We start from the raw sequence: 15,999 nt of genomic DNA on the forward strand, positions 1-15,999 counted from the left end.
TGATGGAATATCTTGATGTATTTGATAAGAATTACAAGCATATCGGAGTTGAAGAACGAACGAAAGTTCATCAAAACGGGCTCTGGCATCATACGTTTCACTGTTGGTTGATTAAGAAAGAACACGATGAGACATACGTTCTTTTTCAAAAACGTTCGAATACAAAAGAAGACTATCCGGATTTGTTTGATATTAGCGCAGCTGGCCATCTCGAAGCAGGGGAAACGCCAAATGATGGGGTACGAGAAGTTGAAGAAGAATTAGGTTTGTCGTTCGCAATAGAAGAACTAGATTTTCTAGGTGTGATTCCTGTTGAAGCTTCGATGGGGATCGGAAAGTTCGATCGAGAGTATTGTTACACGTATAGCAAATTAGTTGATGACCAGTTGTTTAATCAACTTAAGTTAGATACTAAGGAAGTTGAGTCGGTTTCATGGTTTTCCTTAAAAGAATGTAAACATCTCTTATGTGACAACGAGATTGACCCTCGTTTCGTTCCGCATCCAAAAGCTTACTATCAAAAAGTGATCGATGCGCTTTCTAAGATGTAATGATCATTAGGGCGCACATCGTCATCAGATTACAGAATTGACAGTTTTTTTCAGCGTGCTATACTTGTTCCAAAAGACACGTTAGCGCTTCGTCGTAGTGCATAATTGATGATCGACTGTAACGTCGTGCCAATGGATTTGCCGGGGGACATCATGAGAAAATTAATTACGTATTTAAAGCCCTATACATTAATTATCGCTTTAGCGCTATTCATGATGGCTATAGAATTGACGGTTGAGCTTGCTCAGCCGTTGCTTATTGCCCGAATGATTGATGAAGATCGTCGTTGGAGAACTTAGCGTTGTCTTGCGATTAGGGTTGTTCATGGTCGCTTTATCGTTCGTGTCACTTGTTGCAGGAGTACTGAATTCCTTTTTAGCCGCACATGTTAGTCAACAAGTCGGTTGGCAACTGCGACAAGATCTCTTTACGAAGATTCAACGATTTTCTCTACATAATGTCACTCGTTTCAACAATGCGAAATTAACGACAAGGTTAACGAATGACGTCATTCAAATTCAGAATACGCTACTTATGTCAATGCGCATTATGGCCAGAGCGCCGGCTTTAGTTGTCGGTGGTGTCATCATGGCTCTTGTTGTGAATTGGCGCATTGCGATCATCTTACTTATTACCGTTCCACTACTCTTCGTTTTACTACTTTGGCTATTTATCGCTGCCAGTTCACGTTTCCGTAAAGTCCAGCATCACTTAGATGAATTAAATACAATCGTCCATGAAAACATTCAAGCCATCCGTTTAATTAGAGCCTATGTGAAAGAACGCTCAGAACAAAAGCGCTTTATTCAAGGAGCAAGCAAGTTACGTGATCAGACAATTTCTGCCTTTCGCTACGTTGAGGTGACGATGCCAATCATTCTTTTATTAATGAATGTGAGCATCTTGGCAATTCTTTGGTTTGGTCAAGCGTATATTCAGACAGGTCAAGCAACGACAGGTGAAATTGTCGCCATCATTAACTATAGTACTCGTACAGCGATGGCTTTAGGAATTTTCTCGATGATTATTATGAACTTATCGAGAACAAAAGCGTCGAGTGCACGTCTGTTTGAAGTGATGGAATCTCCAGTTGATGATTTAGAGGGCAATGTCCATCAAGGACAAACTACGAAACTAAGTGGAAAGCTTGAATTTAGGAATGTGAGTTTCACCTACGATCCTAATCAGCCCCGTGTTTTAAAAAATTTATCGTTTACGATTAAGCCTGGTGAAAAGGTCGCTATACTCGGTGCAACAGGTTCAGGTAAAACGACGTTAATGCAGCTCGTCTCAAGGCTTTATGAACCGAATGAAGGAAGTATACTGTACGACGATCAGCCAGGTTCAACCTATGCAACTTCTTCAATCCGAGCTCAAGTCGGTTACGTTGCACAACATGTGCATTTATTTTCTGGGCAGTTAAAAGAAGTTGTTGCCTTTGGCAAACAAAATGCGACTGAATCTGAGATCATAGATGCTTTAGAGCGGGCTCAGCTATCTGAAACGATTGAAAAGCTGCCAAAGGGAATAAAAACTAGAATTGGTCAAAAGGGGATCAACTTATCAGGAGGACAGAAACAACGACTCACAATTGCTCGGGCGTTGCTTTCGGATCCAGCGATTTTGCTGTTAGATGATAGTACGAGTGCATTGGATATGAAAACGGAGCATGCTTTCTTGCGTGCACTTGAAGATTTACGGTGTACGACATTACTCGTAACACAAAAGGTCGCAACGACGAAGAAAATGGATCGAATTATGTTGTTAGACGATGGTGAATTAATCGCCACAGGTACTCACAAAGAATTGTTAAAATCGAGTACGTTGTACCGAGAGATTACGAAGTCGCAACAAGATGGTGATCGTCTATGAAAACGCAATTAAAAGCACCATTTCAGCATGATGTTTCTCATTTAGAAGACATGCTAAAAAAACATTCTGCTGCGGATCAACCGAAAGGAAAGAAGCCAAAAAACATCAATCAGACGTTATGGCAACTTTGGAAAACAATGCGCAAAGAACGACTTAAGCTCGTTATCGTGTTTTTACTCGTTGCAATGAGTGCACTACTTGCGTTAGCGGGACCATTTATCGTAGGAATGAGCATTGATCGTTTCATCGCGACCGGGGAAGTTAATGGATTCGTATGGATGCTTGGGTTGTTACTAATCGTCTATCTGTTTCATTCACTCACCGTATGGCTTCAACAATTTGTCATGATTGGCATTTCACAACGAACCGTTTATCGGTTGCGCTCTCAACTATTTGACCATCTATTGCAGTTGCCGATTCGATTTTTTGATCGCTCTGAACAAGGCGATCTCATGAGTCGAGTGAACAATGACATCGAGAACGTTAGCAATACGTTGAACTCATCGGTAATTCAAGTGTTTACGAGTGTGATTACACTTATTGGAATAGTCATTGTCATGCTTTACTTAAGTCCAATTTTAACGCTCGTTGCCATGCTAGTCGTTCCGATGATGTTCTTTGGTATTCGATGGATTACGAAACGAACGCGAGTGTTATTTAAAGAACAACAGTCTCATCTTGGCGAGCTGAATGGTTATAGTGAAGAGGCGATTTCCGCTCATTCAATTACGAAAATGTTCTCACAAGAAGATCAAATGATTGAGCGGTTTCAAGAGAAAAATGCAACACTTAGGGAAACTGGATTTTGGGCGCAAGTGTATTCAGGTTGATTCCTAAGTTTATGAATGCGTTAAACAGCTTTAGTTTTGCGATTATCGCCTTAGCAGGTGGTGTGTTAGCTGTTAATGGCCTCGTCACTGTTGGTGTAATTGTTATTTTTGTAGAATATTCAAGGCAGTTTACACGTCCATTAAACGATCTTGCAAACCAATTTAACCTTGTATTGTCAGCGATTGCAGGAGCTGAGCGGGTATTTAGTGTGCTTGAAGAAGAGAAGGAACAAACAGACGAAAAGGATGCAAAAGTCATCGATTGGGAAGTCCAAGGAAATGTTCAATTTCAAAATGTATCGTTTTCTTATGATACAACGCCGACTATTCAAGATGTTACGTACCATGTAAATGCAGGGCAAACGGTGGCTCTTGTCGGTAAGACGGGAGCAGGGAAAACGACGATGATGAATTTGTTGACCCGATTTTATGAACTTGATGAAGGAGATCCTTCTTGATGGCATTTCCATTTCGACACTAACGAGAGACAGTTTACGAGAGAATATGGCAGTCGTTTTACAAGATCCATTTTTATTTCATGAGACGGTATTGGAAAATGTTCGCTACAGTGTACCAGAAGCAACAAGGGATGAGGTCATTGAGGCATGCAAATTAGCCAATGCCCATCCGTTTATCCGTGAGTTGTCTCAAGGATATGACACGATGCTTGAAGATGGAAAAGGAATTAGCCAAGGCCAAAAACAATTGCTGTCCATCGCGAGAGCAATATTACGTAACCCTAAGTTATTGTTGCTTGATGAAGCCACAAGCAGTATTGATTCAGTAACAGAAATGCATTTGCAACGGGCATTGGATACGTTGATGGAAGGAAGAACGAGCTTTGTTATTGCCCATCGACTCAACACTGTCAAAAATGCTGACCAATTGTTCATCTTTGATGACGGTACAATTGTTGAGCATGGAAGTCATGAAGAACTGATTGATCAACGTGGGGTGTATTATGAACTTCACACAGCCCAACAGTTTGATTGAAGGGGAGATCTCGGTGATGAAGACTGTGATTGCAATTGATGGTGGCGGGACAAATACGATTGCGGTGCTCGTGCACGAGCAAAGGGTTGTTGCTTACACGAAAGTCGGGGGAACAAATCTTGCGAGCGTTGATACAAACAAAATCCAAGCGTTATTAAAGCAAGCGATGAACAACCTAGAAACACAGGCGGAACGAGCATTTTCAAGTGTTTCCGTCGTATTTGCCGGAATGTCTGGTGGTGGAAGGGCGACTGAACAGCTGCGCGTGAAACGATCATTACAACCATACGTAAGGGCAAATGCCAAAATCATCGTCGATAGCGATGTATTATCAGCATTGTATAGCGGAACATTCGGCGAACGAGGGGTCGTATCCATTGCTGGAACAGGTGCTGTCGTTTACGGGCTCAATGCTCGTGGCGAGTATGCGCGAGTGGGTGGATGGGGTTATTTGTTTGAAGATGCAGGCAGTGGGTTTGAACTTGGGCGTCAAGCAATTCTTCGAAGCATGCACAATGACGATCAAAATCGTACGCGTACTCGTCTCGATCAAGCAGTGCTTCAGCATTACGATGTGAAAAATATGCAAGCATTGATTCCTATCATTTATGAGAATGGTAAAGAACGGGAGCGAATTGCTTCATTTAGCCCAGTGTTATCACAATTAGCAAGTGCAGGCGACCTTGAAGCTAGTGAGATCATTTCATACGCTCGTGTGAAACAAGTTGATGCAATTAAACAGGTGAAATCACAGTTGTTCCAACAAGACGAGACGTGTGTTGTTGTCCTTGCAGGTAGTGTTTATCAAGAGCTGCATTTATGGAAACCATTCTTCGAAAAAAGCCTTGATTTAGTAAAAGTTACTCGCCCGAAGTACCAACCTATTGCTGGTGCAATTGTTGCTTGTGATCTTGCTATGCAGCAAATGCGTACAAAAGAAGCGTATGAAAAGTTGTTTGAAATGTTGCCATAAGACGTTTCCGTTCTATCACTAATGAAGTAGTGTTACACTTGCACCAAAGCAGTTCGTGGATTCGTTTTGATGAAATACCATTCCCGGGGAATAATTCTTTTGTACTGTTTCTTAACGTTTAGTTAAAAATCGATGTGAAAGTTAGCAATCGTGATGGAGAGTTCTGGAGGGTGTTATTGTGTTACAGCCTATGAAAGGTAAATTGGAGCGAGCGATATTTGTAGAACGTCCAAACCGATTTATAATTATGGCGAGACGTTCAAATGGGGAACACGTACGTGTACATCTTCCTGATCCCGGTAGGCTTCAAGGAATTTTAGAACCAGGTAGAGAGCTTTTTTTGCGTTTTCATGACAATCCAAACCGCAAAACGAACTGGTCGGCCGTTTTAGCGGAGCGAGAAGATCAACGTGGCTTTGTCGCGCTTGAGACGACAAACGCGAATGCCCTTGCAAAGCTTGCTATCGAAAATCATAGGATCCCATCACTTGAGCCGTGGTCGATTGTTCGTCAAGAATATACGTATGGCGACTCAAGATGGGATTTTCTTTTAGAAAACGGAAAAGAACAAGCTTTGTTAGAAGTCAAAAGTGTTACGTATGGTATTGACGGAACGGGTTACTTTCCCGACGCAGTGACAAAGCGGGGCACAAAGCATGTTCAAGAGTTGCATCGAATTGCCAAGTCAACAAACTATAAAAGTATTGTATTATTCATTGCTCAACGAGACGATCTTTCGTGTATTCGACCTGCTGAACACATTGATTCCCAATTTGCTAAAGCGTTGACTGAAGCACACGAAAATGTAACAATCATTGGTTTGAAAACGAGACCAACAATAGATGGATATGAGGTTCTTGATGAACTACCAGTTTTATTTTCATAAGAAGGAAGTGAAGAAGACAAATGACATTAGAGCAATGGTTTGAAAAGGGAATGTCAATCGAGCAATACGTAAGTGAAATGGAGAAAAATAAAGAACATCTACATTATATTTACGAGCAGTTTCAGCTGCCAAAGGGTAAAGGTCAGCTTGAGCGTAATCTTAGAGCAATTATCTTAACTGAAGATTGGTGCGGAGATGCGATGGTAAACGTGCCGATTCTTATGCATATTGCAGAGCATCACAACATCGAAGTACGTGTGTTATTGCGTGATGAGACTTGGAGTTAATGGATCAATACTTAACGAACGGTACAGCTCGCTCGATTCCGATCTTTATCTTTATCGATGATGAAGGACATGAAGTTGCCAAGTGGGGACCAAGAGCACCAGAAGTACAAGAGCGCGTCAGTGATCTTATGAGCAAATTACCAGAGAAAACAGCTCCAAACTATGATGAAGAATTCAAAAAAGCAATCAAGTCAATGACGACGATGTATCGAGAAGACGAGCAAATTTGGTCAGACGTCTATCATAGCATTCAGTCAACATTGCGATAAAAAACAGAGCGAATTATACTTCCTCGCTCTGCTTGTAAGTCCAAAATGTTTCGTAACGAATCCATGCTTCAGGGTCAGTTGCACCTTCTTTGAGTTTTTGTTTCGTAATAGCGTCAACTTCGAGCGCTTGCGATCGGTGCGCGCGAATGGCTTCTTTCTTCATCTCTAGATATGGAGAGATGTCGAAGACTACGTCAGGTTCACCGATATGTTGCTCAGCATCCGCCGTAATGGCTTTTGTTAGAAGTGTTGGTCTTTTAGAATGATCCATCATTTTGATTGCTTCGACGACAGCTTCGCCGGTTGCATCATGGTCGGGGTGAATACTAAGGCCGGGATAGAACGTAATTATCGTTGTTGGTTGATGTTCTTCAATGACGTTAAGCAAGTGGTTAGCCACTGTACTCGTTAGTTCAAATTCTAACGTTTTGTCACGATAGCCAAGGTGAATAAATTGATCAACGCCCATGATACTTAAGGCATCTTCCAGTTCTTTTTTTCGGATGTGTGGCAACGTCTCACGATTGGCAATCGGGGGCATTCCGAAGTTCCTGCCCATTTCACCGAGTGTTAAAGAGACTGCGCTAACATACGCGTCTTTTGTACGTTTATAGTGTTGAACCGTTCCGGCAGCTGAAAAAGTTTCATCATCAGGGTGCGGAAAAATTAGCATTACGTGTTCTGTCATCGTTTTTTCACGTCCTTACTCAAATGGTGTTGTGCTAAGTTGTAAAGCGATTTGCATTTTGCCATCATCGTCAAATCCATACATTAAAAGTGCTTCAGTAAAAGTATAATCACTGTGCGTCAAGCCATCCGCATAAAGCCATCCATCGCTCGTTTTTAAGCCGACGCGAAATGGAGAATCTCCAGTTACTTTCCCTTCAATTAACTTTGCTTTTGCATTTCGAACAAAGCCAGAAGCTGCTTTACCATACGATATGCAGCATAAGCGCCGTTCGTCATTTCAAAATGTACGTAGATTTCATGATTAAAGTACTGTGATAAGTTTTCTTGAAGTTCGTCTTTGTTTATCTCAATCATCGTCTCATCCTTTCTCTTAATTTAGTGTAGCGTCTTTCTCTCTTTATGGAAAAGAATTTGCATAGGTCTGACGTCTATTTCATATAGTGTACCCAAGCCAAACGGAACGTAGGTGAAGATGGTTGTAAGACCTGCACGTTTACAAGCGAATGATACGGTTGGTATTGTCAGCTTAGGAAGTCCACTCGATCCGAATATTATAAATGAACGTATTCTCTATTTAGAAAGTCTTGGCTTTAATGTTCTTGTTGGAGAAAGTGTTTTTCGTTATACTGGTTTTTTATCTGGCAGTGATGAAGAACGTGCGAATGACTTCATGCGTATGATTGTTAATGAGCAAGTAAAGTGGATTTTGCCAGTTCGAGGTGGCGTCGGGGTAGCGGGGATCTTGCGGTACTTAGATTGGGATTTGATTCGTCAGAACCCTAAAATCGTAACGGGCTATAGCGACATTAGCGTACTGCTTAACGCGCTTTATCAGTTTGCCGACTTAGAAACGCTTCACTCCCTTATGTTAATTGATTTTAAATTGTCGACACCGGCGTTTAATTTCAATCAATTGTTCCGAGCAATTTCAAACACTCAAGTGCCCTACACAATTGAAAACCCTAGACGTATGCTTCGGTATTCGATTGTTCCTGGTGTTGCTGAAGGGGAAATTGTTGGAGGGAATCTTACGTCGATCATTGGTACGCTTGCTACACCCTATGAAATTGATACAGCTGGAAAGTTATTCTTTATTGAAGAAGTGAATGAACCAGTCCATCGTGTATATCGACAATTGCTTCACTTAGAGGAAGCTGGGAAGTTCGACGATTGCGCTGGTGTGTTAATCGGACGATGTACGAACTGTCAAACATCATACGGCGTGAATTATGAACAGTTATTAGAAGAATTCTTCTCATCAATTGGAAAACCGACGCTTGCGAATATCGCCTCAGGACATGGGCAATATAAGACGACAATTCCAATAGGTGCAGAAGCGATTATGGACAGCGAGAACGATGTTATTGAAACGATAAATCCAGTCGTTATCTAGTTTTTGGCACAAAATCTTTTTATACACCCTCTTGCTATTAAGATTTTACCGTGCTATACTCAGTTTGTCGAAAGTGATTGAATGTACGGTGTATTATTTTTTTCGGCCTCTGCTATACAGTTTAGGACGCAAAAAGGTTCACCATCTTTTCAATTATTTTACACTAATTTTTTTGTTCAAGAAGGAACGTACCTTTTTGAACCGCCTATTCAAAGGAGGCCACAAGCATGACTGGTAAAGTAAAATGGTTTAACGCTGAAAAAGGTTTCGGTTTTATCGAGCGTGAAGACGGAGACGACGTATTCGTACACTTCTCTGCGATCCAAGCAGAAGGTTTCAAGACTCTTGAAGAAGGTCAAGACGTTGAATTTGAAATCGTTGAAGGCGACCGCGGACCACAAGCTGCTAACGTAGTAGGTCTTTAAGAAGAGCTGAATACTCAGGAATAGAGGGGTATATTCCATATGGAATATACTCCTTTCTATTGTGCAAAAGTGAGCTAGACTTAGGTTTAGTGGAATTATCGTGATTAGGTTCGTTCCGTTTTTGGGATTGGAAGTCTTCGAGCGCTTTTGCATCATACATTCCTTAGAAGAAATAGAGAAAAGAGATGTAAAGGAGCATTTTTTGAATGAAGTTTAATGAGTTAGATTTACCTCTCGAGTTACTCGAGAGCATTGAAAAAATGGGTTTCGAAGAAGCGACCCCAATCCAAGAACAAGTATTACCAGTAGCACGTGAAGGTCATGATGTTATTGGTCAAGCACAAACAGGTACAGGAAAAACAACGGCATTCGGTCTTCCAATGTTAGAGAAGATTGACATGGATAACCCGAACGTCCAAGCGCTCGTTTTAGCACCAACTCGCGAATTAGCAGTACAAGTTGCTGATGAATTGACACGTTTAGGACGTAACAAAAAGGTTAAAACCGTTGCAGTTTACGGTGGAGCTGACATCAGTCGCCAAATTCGTGAATTAAAATCACGCCCACAAATTGTCGTAGCGACGCCTGGACGTTACATGGACCATACACGTCGTCGTACAATTCGTCCTGCTTCAATTGAGACAGTTGTCCTGGATGAGGCGGATGAAATGCTTAGCATGGGATTCGTCGAAGACATTGAAGCGATTCTTGAAGAGGTTCCAGATGAGCGTCAAACGTTGCTATTCTCAGCGACAATGCCAACTCGTCTTAAGAAAGTCTCTGATCGCTTTATGAAGGATCCTAAAACGGTTTCGGTTAAAGCGAAGACGTTAACGGTTGATAACATCGAGCAATTTGCGGTAAAAGTACCAGAAAAGCACAAATTACTTGCTCTTACTCGTATTATTGAGCTTGAAGATCCAGAGCTTGCGATCATTTTCGGGCGTACAAAGCGTCGTGTTGATGAATTATCAGAAGCTCTTGAGCATCAAGGCTATGCAGCTGCGGGAATCCACGGTGACTTAAAGCAAGCGCAGCGTACGAACGTTTTGCGTCGCTTTAAGCAAGGATCAGTGAAATTCCTCGTTGCAACAGACGTTGCAGCTCGTGGAATTGACGTATCAGGTGTTAGTCACGTCTTTAACTTTGATATTCCTCAAGAATCCGAAAGCTATGTTCACCGAATTGGACGAACAGGACGTGCAGGTCAATCTGGTAAAGCATACACATTTGCAGCACCGATTGAGATGGATCATTTAAGTATGATCGAGCGTGAAACAAAAGGGAAAATCAAAACGATTGATCTTCCTTCGAAAGAAGAAGCAAGCGATGTACGTCAATCTCGTTTAGCTGATGAGCTTGTAAAAGTAATTCAGAGCAACGGGCAAGCGAATTTCGAAGCAACTGCTGAGAAATTACTACAATCGTATGATGCAAAAGACGTTGTAGCTGCGGCGCTTGCATCAATTCAAAACGACACGAAAGAACCAATGAAGACATTAACTGGTGAACGTCCTGTCGTTAACAAAAAGCGCTCAAAAGCACCAAGTTCTAATAAGAATAAAAAAGGCGGACGCCGTTTCTACGAAGATCGTGACGGTAGAAACCGTAATCGTCGTCGCTCTAGCGGTGGTGGCGGTGGAGGAAGTCGTGGACCACAATCGTCTGGTGGAAGACGCCAAGATCGTCGACGTCAACCTCGTTAATAATGAGTTAAGAAACGCTTGCTATCCTAGCAAGCGTTTTTTTGTTTTGCTTTTCGACACAAAAGCAGAGCAGGAAAGTGTAGGCGTTTGTCGAATTCGTTATTGAAGAGCATACGAGGGGGATTAAGTATGGGTGCAATTCTAACTCAAACGACCCAAGCAAAGAATAGCCACAATATCGTCATTCGAACAGCGACCGTAAAAGATGCTAAAGCAATTCTTGAATTTAATGAAGAGGTGTTAGCAGAAGCCCCTTACTTACTAACGACCCGTGAAGAATTTACTTTAACGTTAAAAGAAGAAGAGAAGTTTCTGACGGATATGTATGATCACAAAAATAAATTGGCAATTGTTGCAGAGCTTGATGATAAAGTTGTCGGTTTTCTCGATTTTCATGGAGGAGATCGCAGGCGAAATCAACATGACGGTACCCTCGGAATGAGTGTACGTGAGCATTGGAGAAATCAAGGAATTGGTGATTTGCTACTTCGAGCTCTGTTTGACTGGGTGGAACGACATGAAACGGTTGAGAAGGTAAGTTTAGAAGTGTTTTCCCAGAACATTGGCGCCATTCACCTTTACATTAAACAAGGGTTCGTTCAAGAAGGTCGCAAAGTACATGCCATTAAACTAGATGACGGACAGTATATGGACCTCATCATCATGGGGCGCATCCTCAAATAACTTCGGGGTCAGTCCCCATCGCTTTAAAGCGATGGGGGACTGACCCCGAACGTTAGATGATGTGTTTTGAGCTTTTATTCTTTGTTTGTAGTGATTCAACGATGAGGTCAGCGGTAAGTTGACCGGACAATGTGACCATTGGTACGCCACCGCCAGGGTGTGTGGAACCGCCAACAAAATACAAGTTGTGATAAGTGCTACTTTGACTTGGGATTTTAAAACCGCCGTTCGTCTTACGGTTTGCCGTTACCCCGTATATGGAACCACCGACCGAACCGTAGAGATCATGGAGTCATTCGGTGTAAATGTGTAGTCGAATTCAATACAATCCCGAAGTCCGGTTAAGCCGTTTCGTTCTAATTTGGAAAGCACGACATCGCGGTAAGATCCGTATTGTTCTTGCCAATTTTCATTATCGTTTAATGGAGGCACGTGTGTGAGAATGAAAAAGTTCGCTTTTCCTTCTGGTGCTTGTGTTGGGTCACTTTTTGAAGAGATGCCAATGTACACGGTCGGATCATCGGCTGGACGTTTTCTTCATAGATCTGTTTGAACTCAAGTTCAGGATCTTTTGAGAAAAAGAAATTGTGGTGTGCGAGCTGTTCATAATCTCGATTTATGCCGAGCAGCATGACGAGTCCAGAGACCGTCGGTTCATATTTATGAACGAGCGGTTTGTTCGTATGTTCAGGCAGCAGATCAGCATATGTAGAAACAACCTCACGGTTTGAGACGACATAATCACTTTTGATCGTTTGACCAGTTGCTAACTCAACACCAGTAACAAGGTCTTTTTCGTTTACGATTTTCGTAACCTTTGTTTCCGTCTTAATCGTAACCCCTAATTTTGTTAAGACTTGTTCCATCGCTTTTACGATGTTGTATAATCCACCCTCAACGTAATAAATACCAATCCAAATTGGACGTGAGCAAGTTGAGACATCACGGCAGGTGCTTGATAAGGTGAGGATCCTACATACATAACGAGAAAGTTTAACAATTGTTGAAGGTGAGGATCTTCAATGTAGCGCTTCGTACCAGATGCCATACTTTTTAACGGATCAAGCTTTAACAGCTCTGGCAATGTATGATAACTTCGTAATTCAGTTAACCCGGTTAAGCTACGCTTATAAAAACTTTTCATACATAGCTCGTACATCATTGAACTGTAATTCATATATTGCAAAAACCCTTGCGCATCAGATTTTGAAATACGCTCAATTTCTTTTAACATCGTCGGTAAATCACCATGTAAATCAATCGTTTCACCGTCTTCGAAAAACGTTCGCCATTGAGGTTCTACACGAGTGAGCGTTACATAATCGTGTAAGTTCTCGCCTGCACGTTCGAAGAGTTGTTCTAAAACCCAAGGCATCGTCAAAATTGAAGGACCCGTATCAAACGAAAACCCTTCTCCTTGGCGTACATTGCACTTCCCGCCAATGCGTTCGTTTTGCTCAAGAACAGTTACATCAAAGCCTTCACAAGCGAGGCTAATTGCAGCGGAGAGACCACCTAATCCCCCTCCAACAATCGTTACGCTAGTCATCAATATCACTCCTAATTTTTAATAAATCCATGGAATTACGACCCATCGTTTTTTCTTCCACTGATCGTATCTTCCTTTTAACGTAAGTTCTAAAGCAGATTCTTCTTTTCGAATCCTTGCCCATAAGGCAATTGGAAATAGACTAACTGAAAGCATCATTGCAACGGGTGATTGCATAAACAGAGCGAAGCCTAACACGATTAACCCTAAGCCGACGTATAAAGGATGCCTTAGTAATTGATATGGTCCTTTGGATGACAGAATCATATCTTGTTTTGCATCGATCCCTCGTGTGAACGCATTTCCTAGACTTTTTATGGACCAGTAGCGTAGAAAAATACCAAAACCAAACAAAACGACACCGAGTAGTTGGATAAAGTAAAAATCGAAGCTGTTGGCGGTAAAGCTTGCGGTCGAAACGATGACGATGACGACAAACAAGATAAAATAAAAACTACTGTCCTTCTTGGCAGTTTGTTGCTCTTTTTTTATAAAAACTCCGCAATCCAAACGAAACAAAGACCGTAAAAAAGCAAATGAAGCAACAAGGTCACACCTCCTATATGGCATAGTGTTCCCAAACTGGAAAAACGATCCTCAAAAAATTTAACAAAACACTTGAAAGTCAAAGATAGTCAAATTATAATGGAGTTAAGAAAAGGTTAAATATAGTCAAAGTCAAAACAACAATAATAAAAACAGTTAAGAAAGAACGAGGAGGAAAACCATGATGAACTGTACTCATTGTCAAACGAACCAAGCTCGTATTCAAATACGCTTTCGAATGAACGGACATCAACACCAGATGCACTTATGTGAGACGTGTTACAAAGAGATTCAAAATCAAATGCACCAACCATCAGGTTTTGCTGCGAGTTCTCCATACAATGCAATGAATGGTCAAAGCTCGAAACAGCAACACACGATGACAACCGATGAAATGAATTCAGGTGGAATTCTAGATGAATTAGGGAAGAACTTAACCGCGGATGCGAATAACGGAACAATTGATCCGGTGATCGGTCGAGATGCAGAAGTTGAACGTGTCATTGAGACATTAAACCGCCGTAACAAAAACAACCCAGTCTTAATCGGTGAACCTGGTGTTGGTAAAACCGCTATTGCTGAAGGACTTGCACGTAAAATTGTCCAAGGAGAAGTGCCAAAGAAATTAAAGAACAAGCAAATTTACTTGTTGGACGTTACTTCTCTTGTAGCTGGAACGGGTGTTAGAGGTCAGTTTGAAGAGAGAATGAAGCAACTTATCGAAGAGATGAAGCAGCGCGACGATGTCATTTTATTTATCGATGAGATTCATCAAATTGTCGGTGCAGGCTCTGCAGAAGGATCATCAGATGCAGGCAACATCATGAAACCAGCGCTCGCACGTGGTGAGCTTCAACTTATTGGTGCAACAACATTAAACGAATACCGCAAAATCGAAAAGGACGCAGCTCTAGAACGACGCTTCCAACCAGTGATGGTCGATGAACCATCAACTGAAGATGCTCAAAAGATCTTGTTCGGTTTAAAACCGTACTATGAGAAGTATCATGAAGTTGAATATAGTGATGAAGCGATTGAAGCTGCAGTGCAATTATCGAACCGCTACATTCAGGATCGTTTCTTACCAGATAAAGCGATTGACTTAATGGACGAAGCGGGCGCAAAAATGAACTTGCATATTTCTGAGAGTACGATTGACGAAATTCAAGAACGACTTGAAGTCATTCAACAAGAAAAAGCTGACGCAGCAAGTAAAGAAGAGTATGAACGAGCAGCACAACTTCGTACTGAAGAACTGCAACTACGAGAAAAACAACAAGCAACGAAACAAGACAATAAAGATAATGTCATTCACGTTGCTGCAATCGAAGCACTCGTTGAAGCAAAGACAGGAATTCCAGTCCGTCGCTTGCAAGAAGATGAACAACAAAAAATGCGCAACTTGCCAGAGCGATTAGATCAATCAGTGATCGGGCAAGCGCAAGCAGTCAATAAAGTTACGAAAGCGATTCGTCGCAATCGTACGGGATTACGTCGGGGCAATCGACCGATTGGTTCATTCTTATTCGTTGGACCGACCGGTGTCGGTAAAACAGAATTGACGAAGCAGCTCGCTGTAGAATTGTTCGGTGACAAAGACGCGATGATTCGCTTTGATATGAGTGAGTATATGGAGAAGCACTCTGCGTCTAAATTGATTGGTTCACCGCCTGGTTATGTCGGTCATGAAGATGCAGGCCAGTTAACAGAACAAGTACGAAGAAAGCCGTATAGTATTATTTTGCTAGATGAAATTGAAAAAGCACATCCAGACATTCAGCATATGTTCTTGCAAATTATGGAGGACGGTCGTTTAACGGATTCTCAAGGTCGTACAGTAAGCTTCAAAGATACCGTCATCATTATGACGTCAAATGCCGGCAGCTCAGTTAAGAAAGCAACGGTCGGATTTGGAGCTAGTGAAGACGATCAAAAGCAAGTCACACAAGGCTTACAAGATTATTTCAGACCTGAATTTCTTAACCGCTTTGATGCGATTGTCCAATTCAACGCATTGACGAAGAAACATTTATTATCAATTGTTGATCTTATGCTGAACGATTTAACGGAAGTGGCTAACGAACGAATGGTTACGTTAACTGTTGATCAAAAAGCAAAAGAAAAAATTGTAGAATTAGGTTATGACCCTGCCTTTGGTGCACGCCCACTACGCAGAATTATTGAAGAGCACGTTGAAGATGGAATTAGCGACGCCATGCTTGAAAATGAACAAGCAAATTCAATGCAAGTGACGGTGATTAACGATCAAATTGTCGTCCAGGCTTCCTAATGTTGGAAGAGCCCGAGATTTCTCGGGCTTTTTTCTATTTATAGTTCCGAAATC

At 41.7% G+C, this 15,999-nt stretch carries 16 protein-coding genes and 2 pseudogenes; 12 read left to right on the forward strand and 6 right to left on the reverse strand.

Annotation, left to right across the window (positions count from 1 at the left end; genetic code table 11):
- Window positions 1-2 precede the first annotated feature (2 nt).
- The 7 genes and pseudogenes from JCM19038_RS14285 (at window position 3) to JCM19038_RS25130 (ending at window position 6,662) form a co-directional block, all read left to right on the forward strand.
- The gene (locus tag JCM19038_RS14285; protein WP_042419258.1) at window positions 3-551 is read left to right on the forward strand and encodes an NUDIX domain-containing protein; all 549 of its coding nucleotides are present in this window, start codon (window positions 3-5) and stop codon (window positions 549-551) included.
- A 153-nt stretch (window positions 552-704) separates the two neighbouring features.
- Window positions 705-2,424: pseudogene (locus JCM19038_RS14290) on the forward strand (ABC transporter ATP-binding protein).
- A pseudogene (locus JCM19038_RS25555) lies at window positions 2,421-4,247 on the forward strand (ABC transporter ATP-binding protein). The pseudogenes JCM19038_RS14290 and JCM19038_RS25555 overlap by 4 nt, the downstream one beginning before the upstream one ends.
- Before the next feature lie 16 nt (window positions 4,248-4,263).
- Window positions 4,264-5,220 carry a BadF/BadG/BcrA/BcrD ATPase family protein gene (locus tag JCM19038_RS14300; protein WP_238554433.1) on the forward strand — a complete coding sequence of 319 codons (957 nt, stop codon included), beginning with the start codon at window positions 4,264-4,266 and terminating at the stop codon, window positions 5,218-5,220.
- A 178-nt stretch (window positions 5,221-5,398) separates the two neighbouring features.
- On the forward strand, window positions 5,399-6,106 hold the full coding sequence (sfsA, locus tag JCM19038_RS14305) for a DNA/RNA nuclease SfsA (RefSeq protein WP_081831814.1): 708 nt from the start codon (window positions 5,399-5,401) through the stop codon (window positions 6,104-6,106).
- 20 nt (window positions 6,107-6,126) lie between these two features.
- On the forward strand, window positions 6,127-6,393 hold the full coding sequence (locus JCM19038_RS25125; RefSeq protein WP_307190040.1) for a thioredoxin family protein: 267 nt from the start codon (window positions 6,127-6,129) through the stop codon (window positions 6,391-6,393).
- The gene (locus JCM19038_RS25130) at window positions 6,393-6,662 is read left to right on the forward strand and encodes a thioredoxin family protein (RefSeq protein ID WP_307190041.1); all 270 of its coding nucleotides are present in this window, start codon (window positions 6,393-6,395) and stop codon (window positions 6,660-6,662) included. Before JCM19038_RS25125 ends, JCM19038_RS25130 begins: the two co-directional genes overlap by 1 nt.
- Before the next feature lie 13 nt (window positions 6,663-6,675).
- Here JCM19038_RS25130 and bshB2 read toward each other — a convergent pair whose 3' ends face one another.
- Genes bshB2 through JCM19038_RS24535 form a run of 3 tightly spaced genes read right to left on the reverse strand, consistent with a single transcriptional unit; the run spans window position 6,676 to window position 7,706 of the window.
- A complete protein-coding gene (bshB2, locus tag JCM19038_RS14315) occupies window positions 6,676-7,350 on the reverse strand; it encodes a bacillithiol biosynthesis deacetylase BshB2 (RefSeq protein WP_042419264.1) in 675 nt (224 codons plus the stop codon).
- A 15-nt stretch (window positions 7,351-7,365) separates the two neighbouring features.
- Entirely contained in the window at window positions 7,366-7,605 is a 240-nt protein-coding gene (locus JCM19038_RS25560; protein WP_081831815.1) for a DUF1806 family protein, read from the reverse strand.
- On the reverse strand, window positions 7,551-7,706 hold the full coding sequence (locus JCM19038_RS24535; protein WP_152549461.1) for a DUF1806 family protein: 156 nt from the start codon (window positions 7,704-7,706) through the stop codon (window positions 7,551-7,553). Before JCM19038_RS24535 ends, JCM19038_RS25560 begins: the two co-directional genes overlap by 55 nt.
- 118 nt (window positions 7,707-7,824) lie before the next feature.
- On the opposite strand from JCM19038_RS24535, the gene JCM19038_RS14325 reads away from it, so the two are divergent.
- The 4 genes from JCM19038_RS14325 (at window position 7,825) to JCM19038_RS14340 (ending at window position 11,560) form a co-directional block, all read left to right on the forward strand.
- Window positions 7,825-8,745 carry an LD-carboxypeptidase gene (locus tag JCM19038_RS14325; RefSeq protein WP_042419266.1) on the forward strand — a complete coding sequence of 307 codons (921 nt, stop codon included), beginning with the start codon at window positions 7,825-7,827 and terminating at the stop codon, window positions 8,743-8,745.
- A gap of 227 nt (window positions 8,746-8,972) precedes the next feature.
- On the forward strand, window positions 8,973-9,170 hold the full coding sequence (locus JCM19038_RS14330; protein ID WP_042360841.1) for a cold shock domain-containing protein: 198 nt from the start codon (window positions 8,973-8,975) through the stop codon (window positions 9,168-9,170).
- Window positions 9,171-9,376: 206 nt separating this feature from the next.
- On the forward strand, window positions 9,377-10,876 hold the full coding sequence (locus JCM19038_RS14335) for a DEAD/DEAH box helicase (protein ID WP_042419269.1): 1,500 nt from the start codon (window positions 9,377-9,379) through the stop codon (window positions 10,874-10,876).
- A gap of 129 nt (window positions 10,877-11,005) precedes the next feature.
- On the forward strand, window positions 11,006-11,560 hold the full coding sequence (locus JCM19038_RS14340; protein WP_042419273.1) for a GNAT family N-acetyltransferase: 555 nt from the start codon (window positions 11,006-11,008) through the stop codon (window positions 11,558-11,560).
- Between the two features lie 419 nt (window positions 11,561-11,979).
- Here JCM19038_RS14340 and JCM19038_RS25135 read toward each other — a convergent pair whose 3' ends face one another.
- The 3 genes from JCM19038_RS25135 to JCM19038_RS14350 are packed head-to-tail and all read right to left on the reverse strand — an operon-like array spanning window position 11,980 to window position 13,619.
- A complete protein-coding gene (locus JCM19038_RS25135; protein ID WP_307190042.1) occupies window positions 11,980-12,426 on the reverse strand; it encodes an NAD(P)/FAD-dependent oxidoreductase in 447 nt (148 codons plus the stop codon).
- 5 nt (window positions 12,427-12,431) lie between these two features.
- Window positions 12,432-13,109, reverse strand: coding sequence for an NAD(P)/FAD-dependent oxidoreductase (locus tag JCM19038_RS25140; protein ID WP_307190043.1), 678 nt, complete (start codon window positions 13,107-13,109; stop codon window positions 12,432-12,434).
- A gap of 18 nt (window positions 13,110-13,127) precedes the next feature.
- Window positions 13,128-13,619, reverse strand: coding sequence for an isoprenylcysteine carboxylmethyltransferase family protein (locus JCM19038_RS14350; protein ID WP_193745140.1), 492 nt, complete (start codon window positions 13,617-13,619; stop codon window positions 13,128-13,130).
- A 220-nt stretch (window positions 13,620-13,839) separates the two neighbouring features.
- Between JCM19038_RS14350 and JCM19038_RS14355 the strand changes: the two genes are divergently transcribed.
- Window positions 13,840-15,945: an ATP-dependent Clp protease ATP-binding subunit gene (locus tag JCM19038_RS14355; RefSeq protein WP_042419325.1), complete on the forward strand. Its 2,106-nt coding sequence runs from the start codon at window positions 13,840-13,842 to the stop codon at window positions 15,943-15,945.
- Window positions 15,946-15,999 lie beyond the last annotated feature (54 nt).

The organism is Geomicrobium sp. JCM 19038 (assembly GCF_000698125.1).
GTDB lineage: Bacteria > Bacillota > Bacilli > Bacillales > Marinococcaceae > Geomicrobium_A.

Excerpts from the sequence above, each read along its gene's own strand:
- JCM19038_RS24535 (WP_152549461.1), bottom strand. The coding sequence starts at position 7,706 with ATGATTGAGATAAACAAAGACGAACTTCAAGAAAACTTATCACAGTAC.
- JCM19038_RS14330 (WP_042360841.1), top strand. The coding sequence starts at position 8,973 with ATGACTGGTAAAGTAAAATGGTTTAACGCTGAAAAAGGTTTCGGTTTT.
- JCM19038_RS14340 (WP_042419273.1), top strand. The coding sequence starts at position 11,006 with ATGGGTGCAATTCTAACTCAAACGACCCAAGCAAAGAATAGCCACAAT.
- JCM19038_RS25135 (WP_307190042.1), bottom strand. The coding sequence starts at position 12,426 with ATGGAACAAGTCTTAACAAAATTAGGGGTTACGATTAAGACGGAAACA.
- JCM19038_RS14335 (WP_042419269.1), top strand. The coding sequence starts at position 9,377 with ATGAAGTTTAATGAGTTAGATTTACCTCTCGAGTTACTCGAGAGCATT.
- JCM19038_RS14285 (WP_042419258.1), top strand. The coding sequence starts at position 3 with ATGGAATATCTTGATGTATTTGATAAGAATTACAAGCATATCGGAGTT.
- JCM19038_RS25140 (WP_307190043.1), bottom strand. The coding sequence starts at position 13,109 with ATGACTAGCGTAACGATTGTTGGAGGGGGATTAGGTGGTCTCTCCGCT.
- JCM19038_RS25130 (WP_307190041.1), top strand. The coding sequence starts at position 6,393 with ATGGATCAATACTTAACGAACGGTACAGCTCGCTCGATTCCGATCTTT.
- bshB2 (WP_042419264.1), bottom strand. The coding sequence starts at position 7,350 with ATGACAGAACACGTAATGCTAATTTTTCCGCACCCTGATGATGAAACT.
- JCM19038_RS25125 (WP_307190040.1), top strand. The coding sequence starts at position 6,127 with ATGACATTAGAGCAATGGTTTGAAAAGGGAATGTCAATCGAGCAATAC.
- JCM19038_RS14300 (WP_238554433.1), top strand. The coding sequence starts at position 4,264 with ATGAAGACTGTGATTGCAATTGATGGTGGCGGGACAAATACGATTGCG.
- JCM19038_RS14325 (WP_042419266.1), top strand. The coding sequence starts at position 7,825 with ATGGTTGTAAGACCTGCACGTTTACAAGCGAATGATACGGTTGGTATT.
- JCM19038_RS14355 (WP_042419325.1), top strand. The coding sequence starts at position 13,840 with ATGAACTGTACTCATTGTCAAACGAACCAAGCTCGTATTCAAATACGC.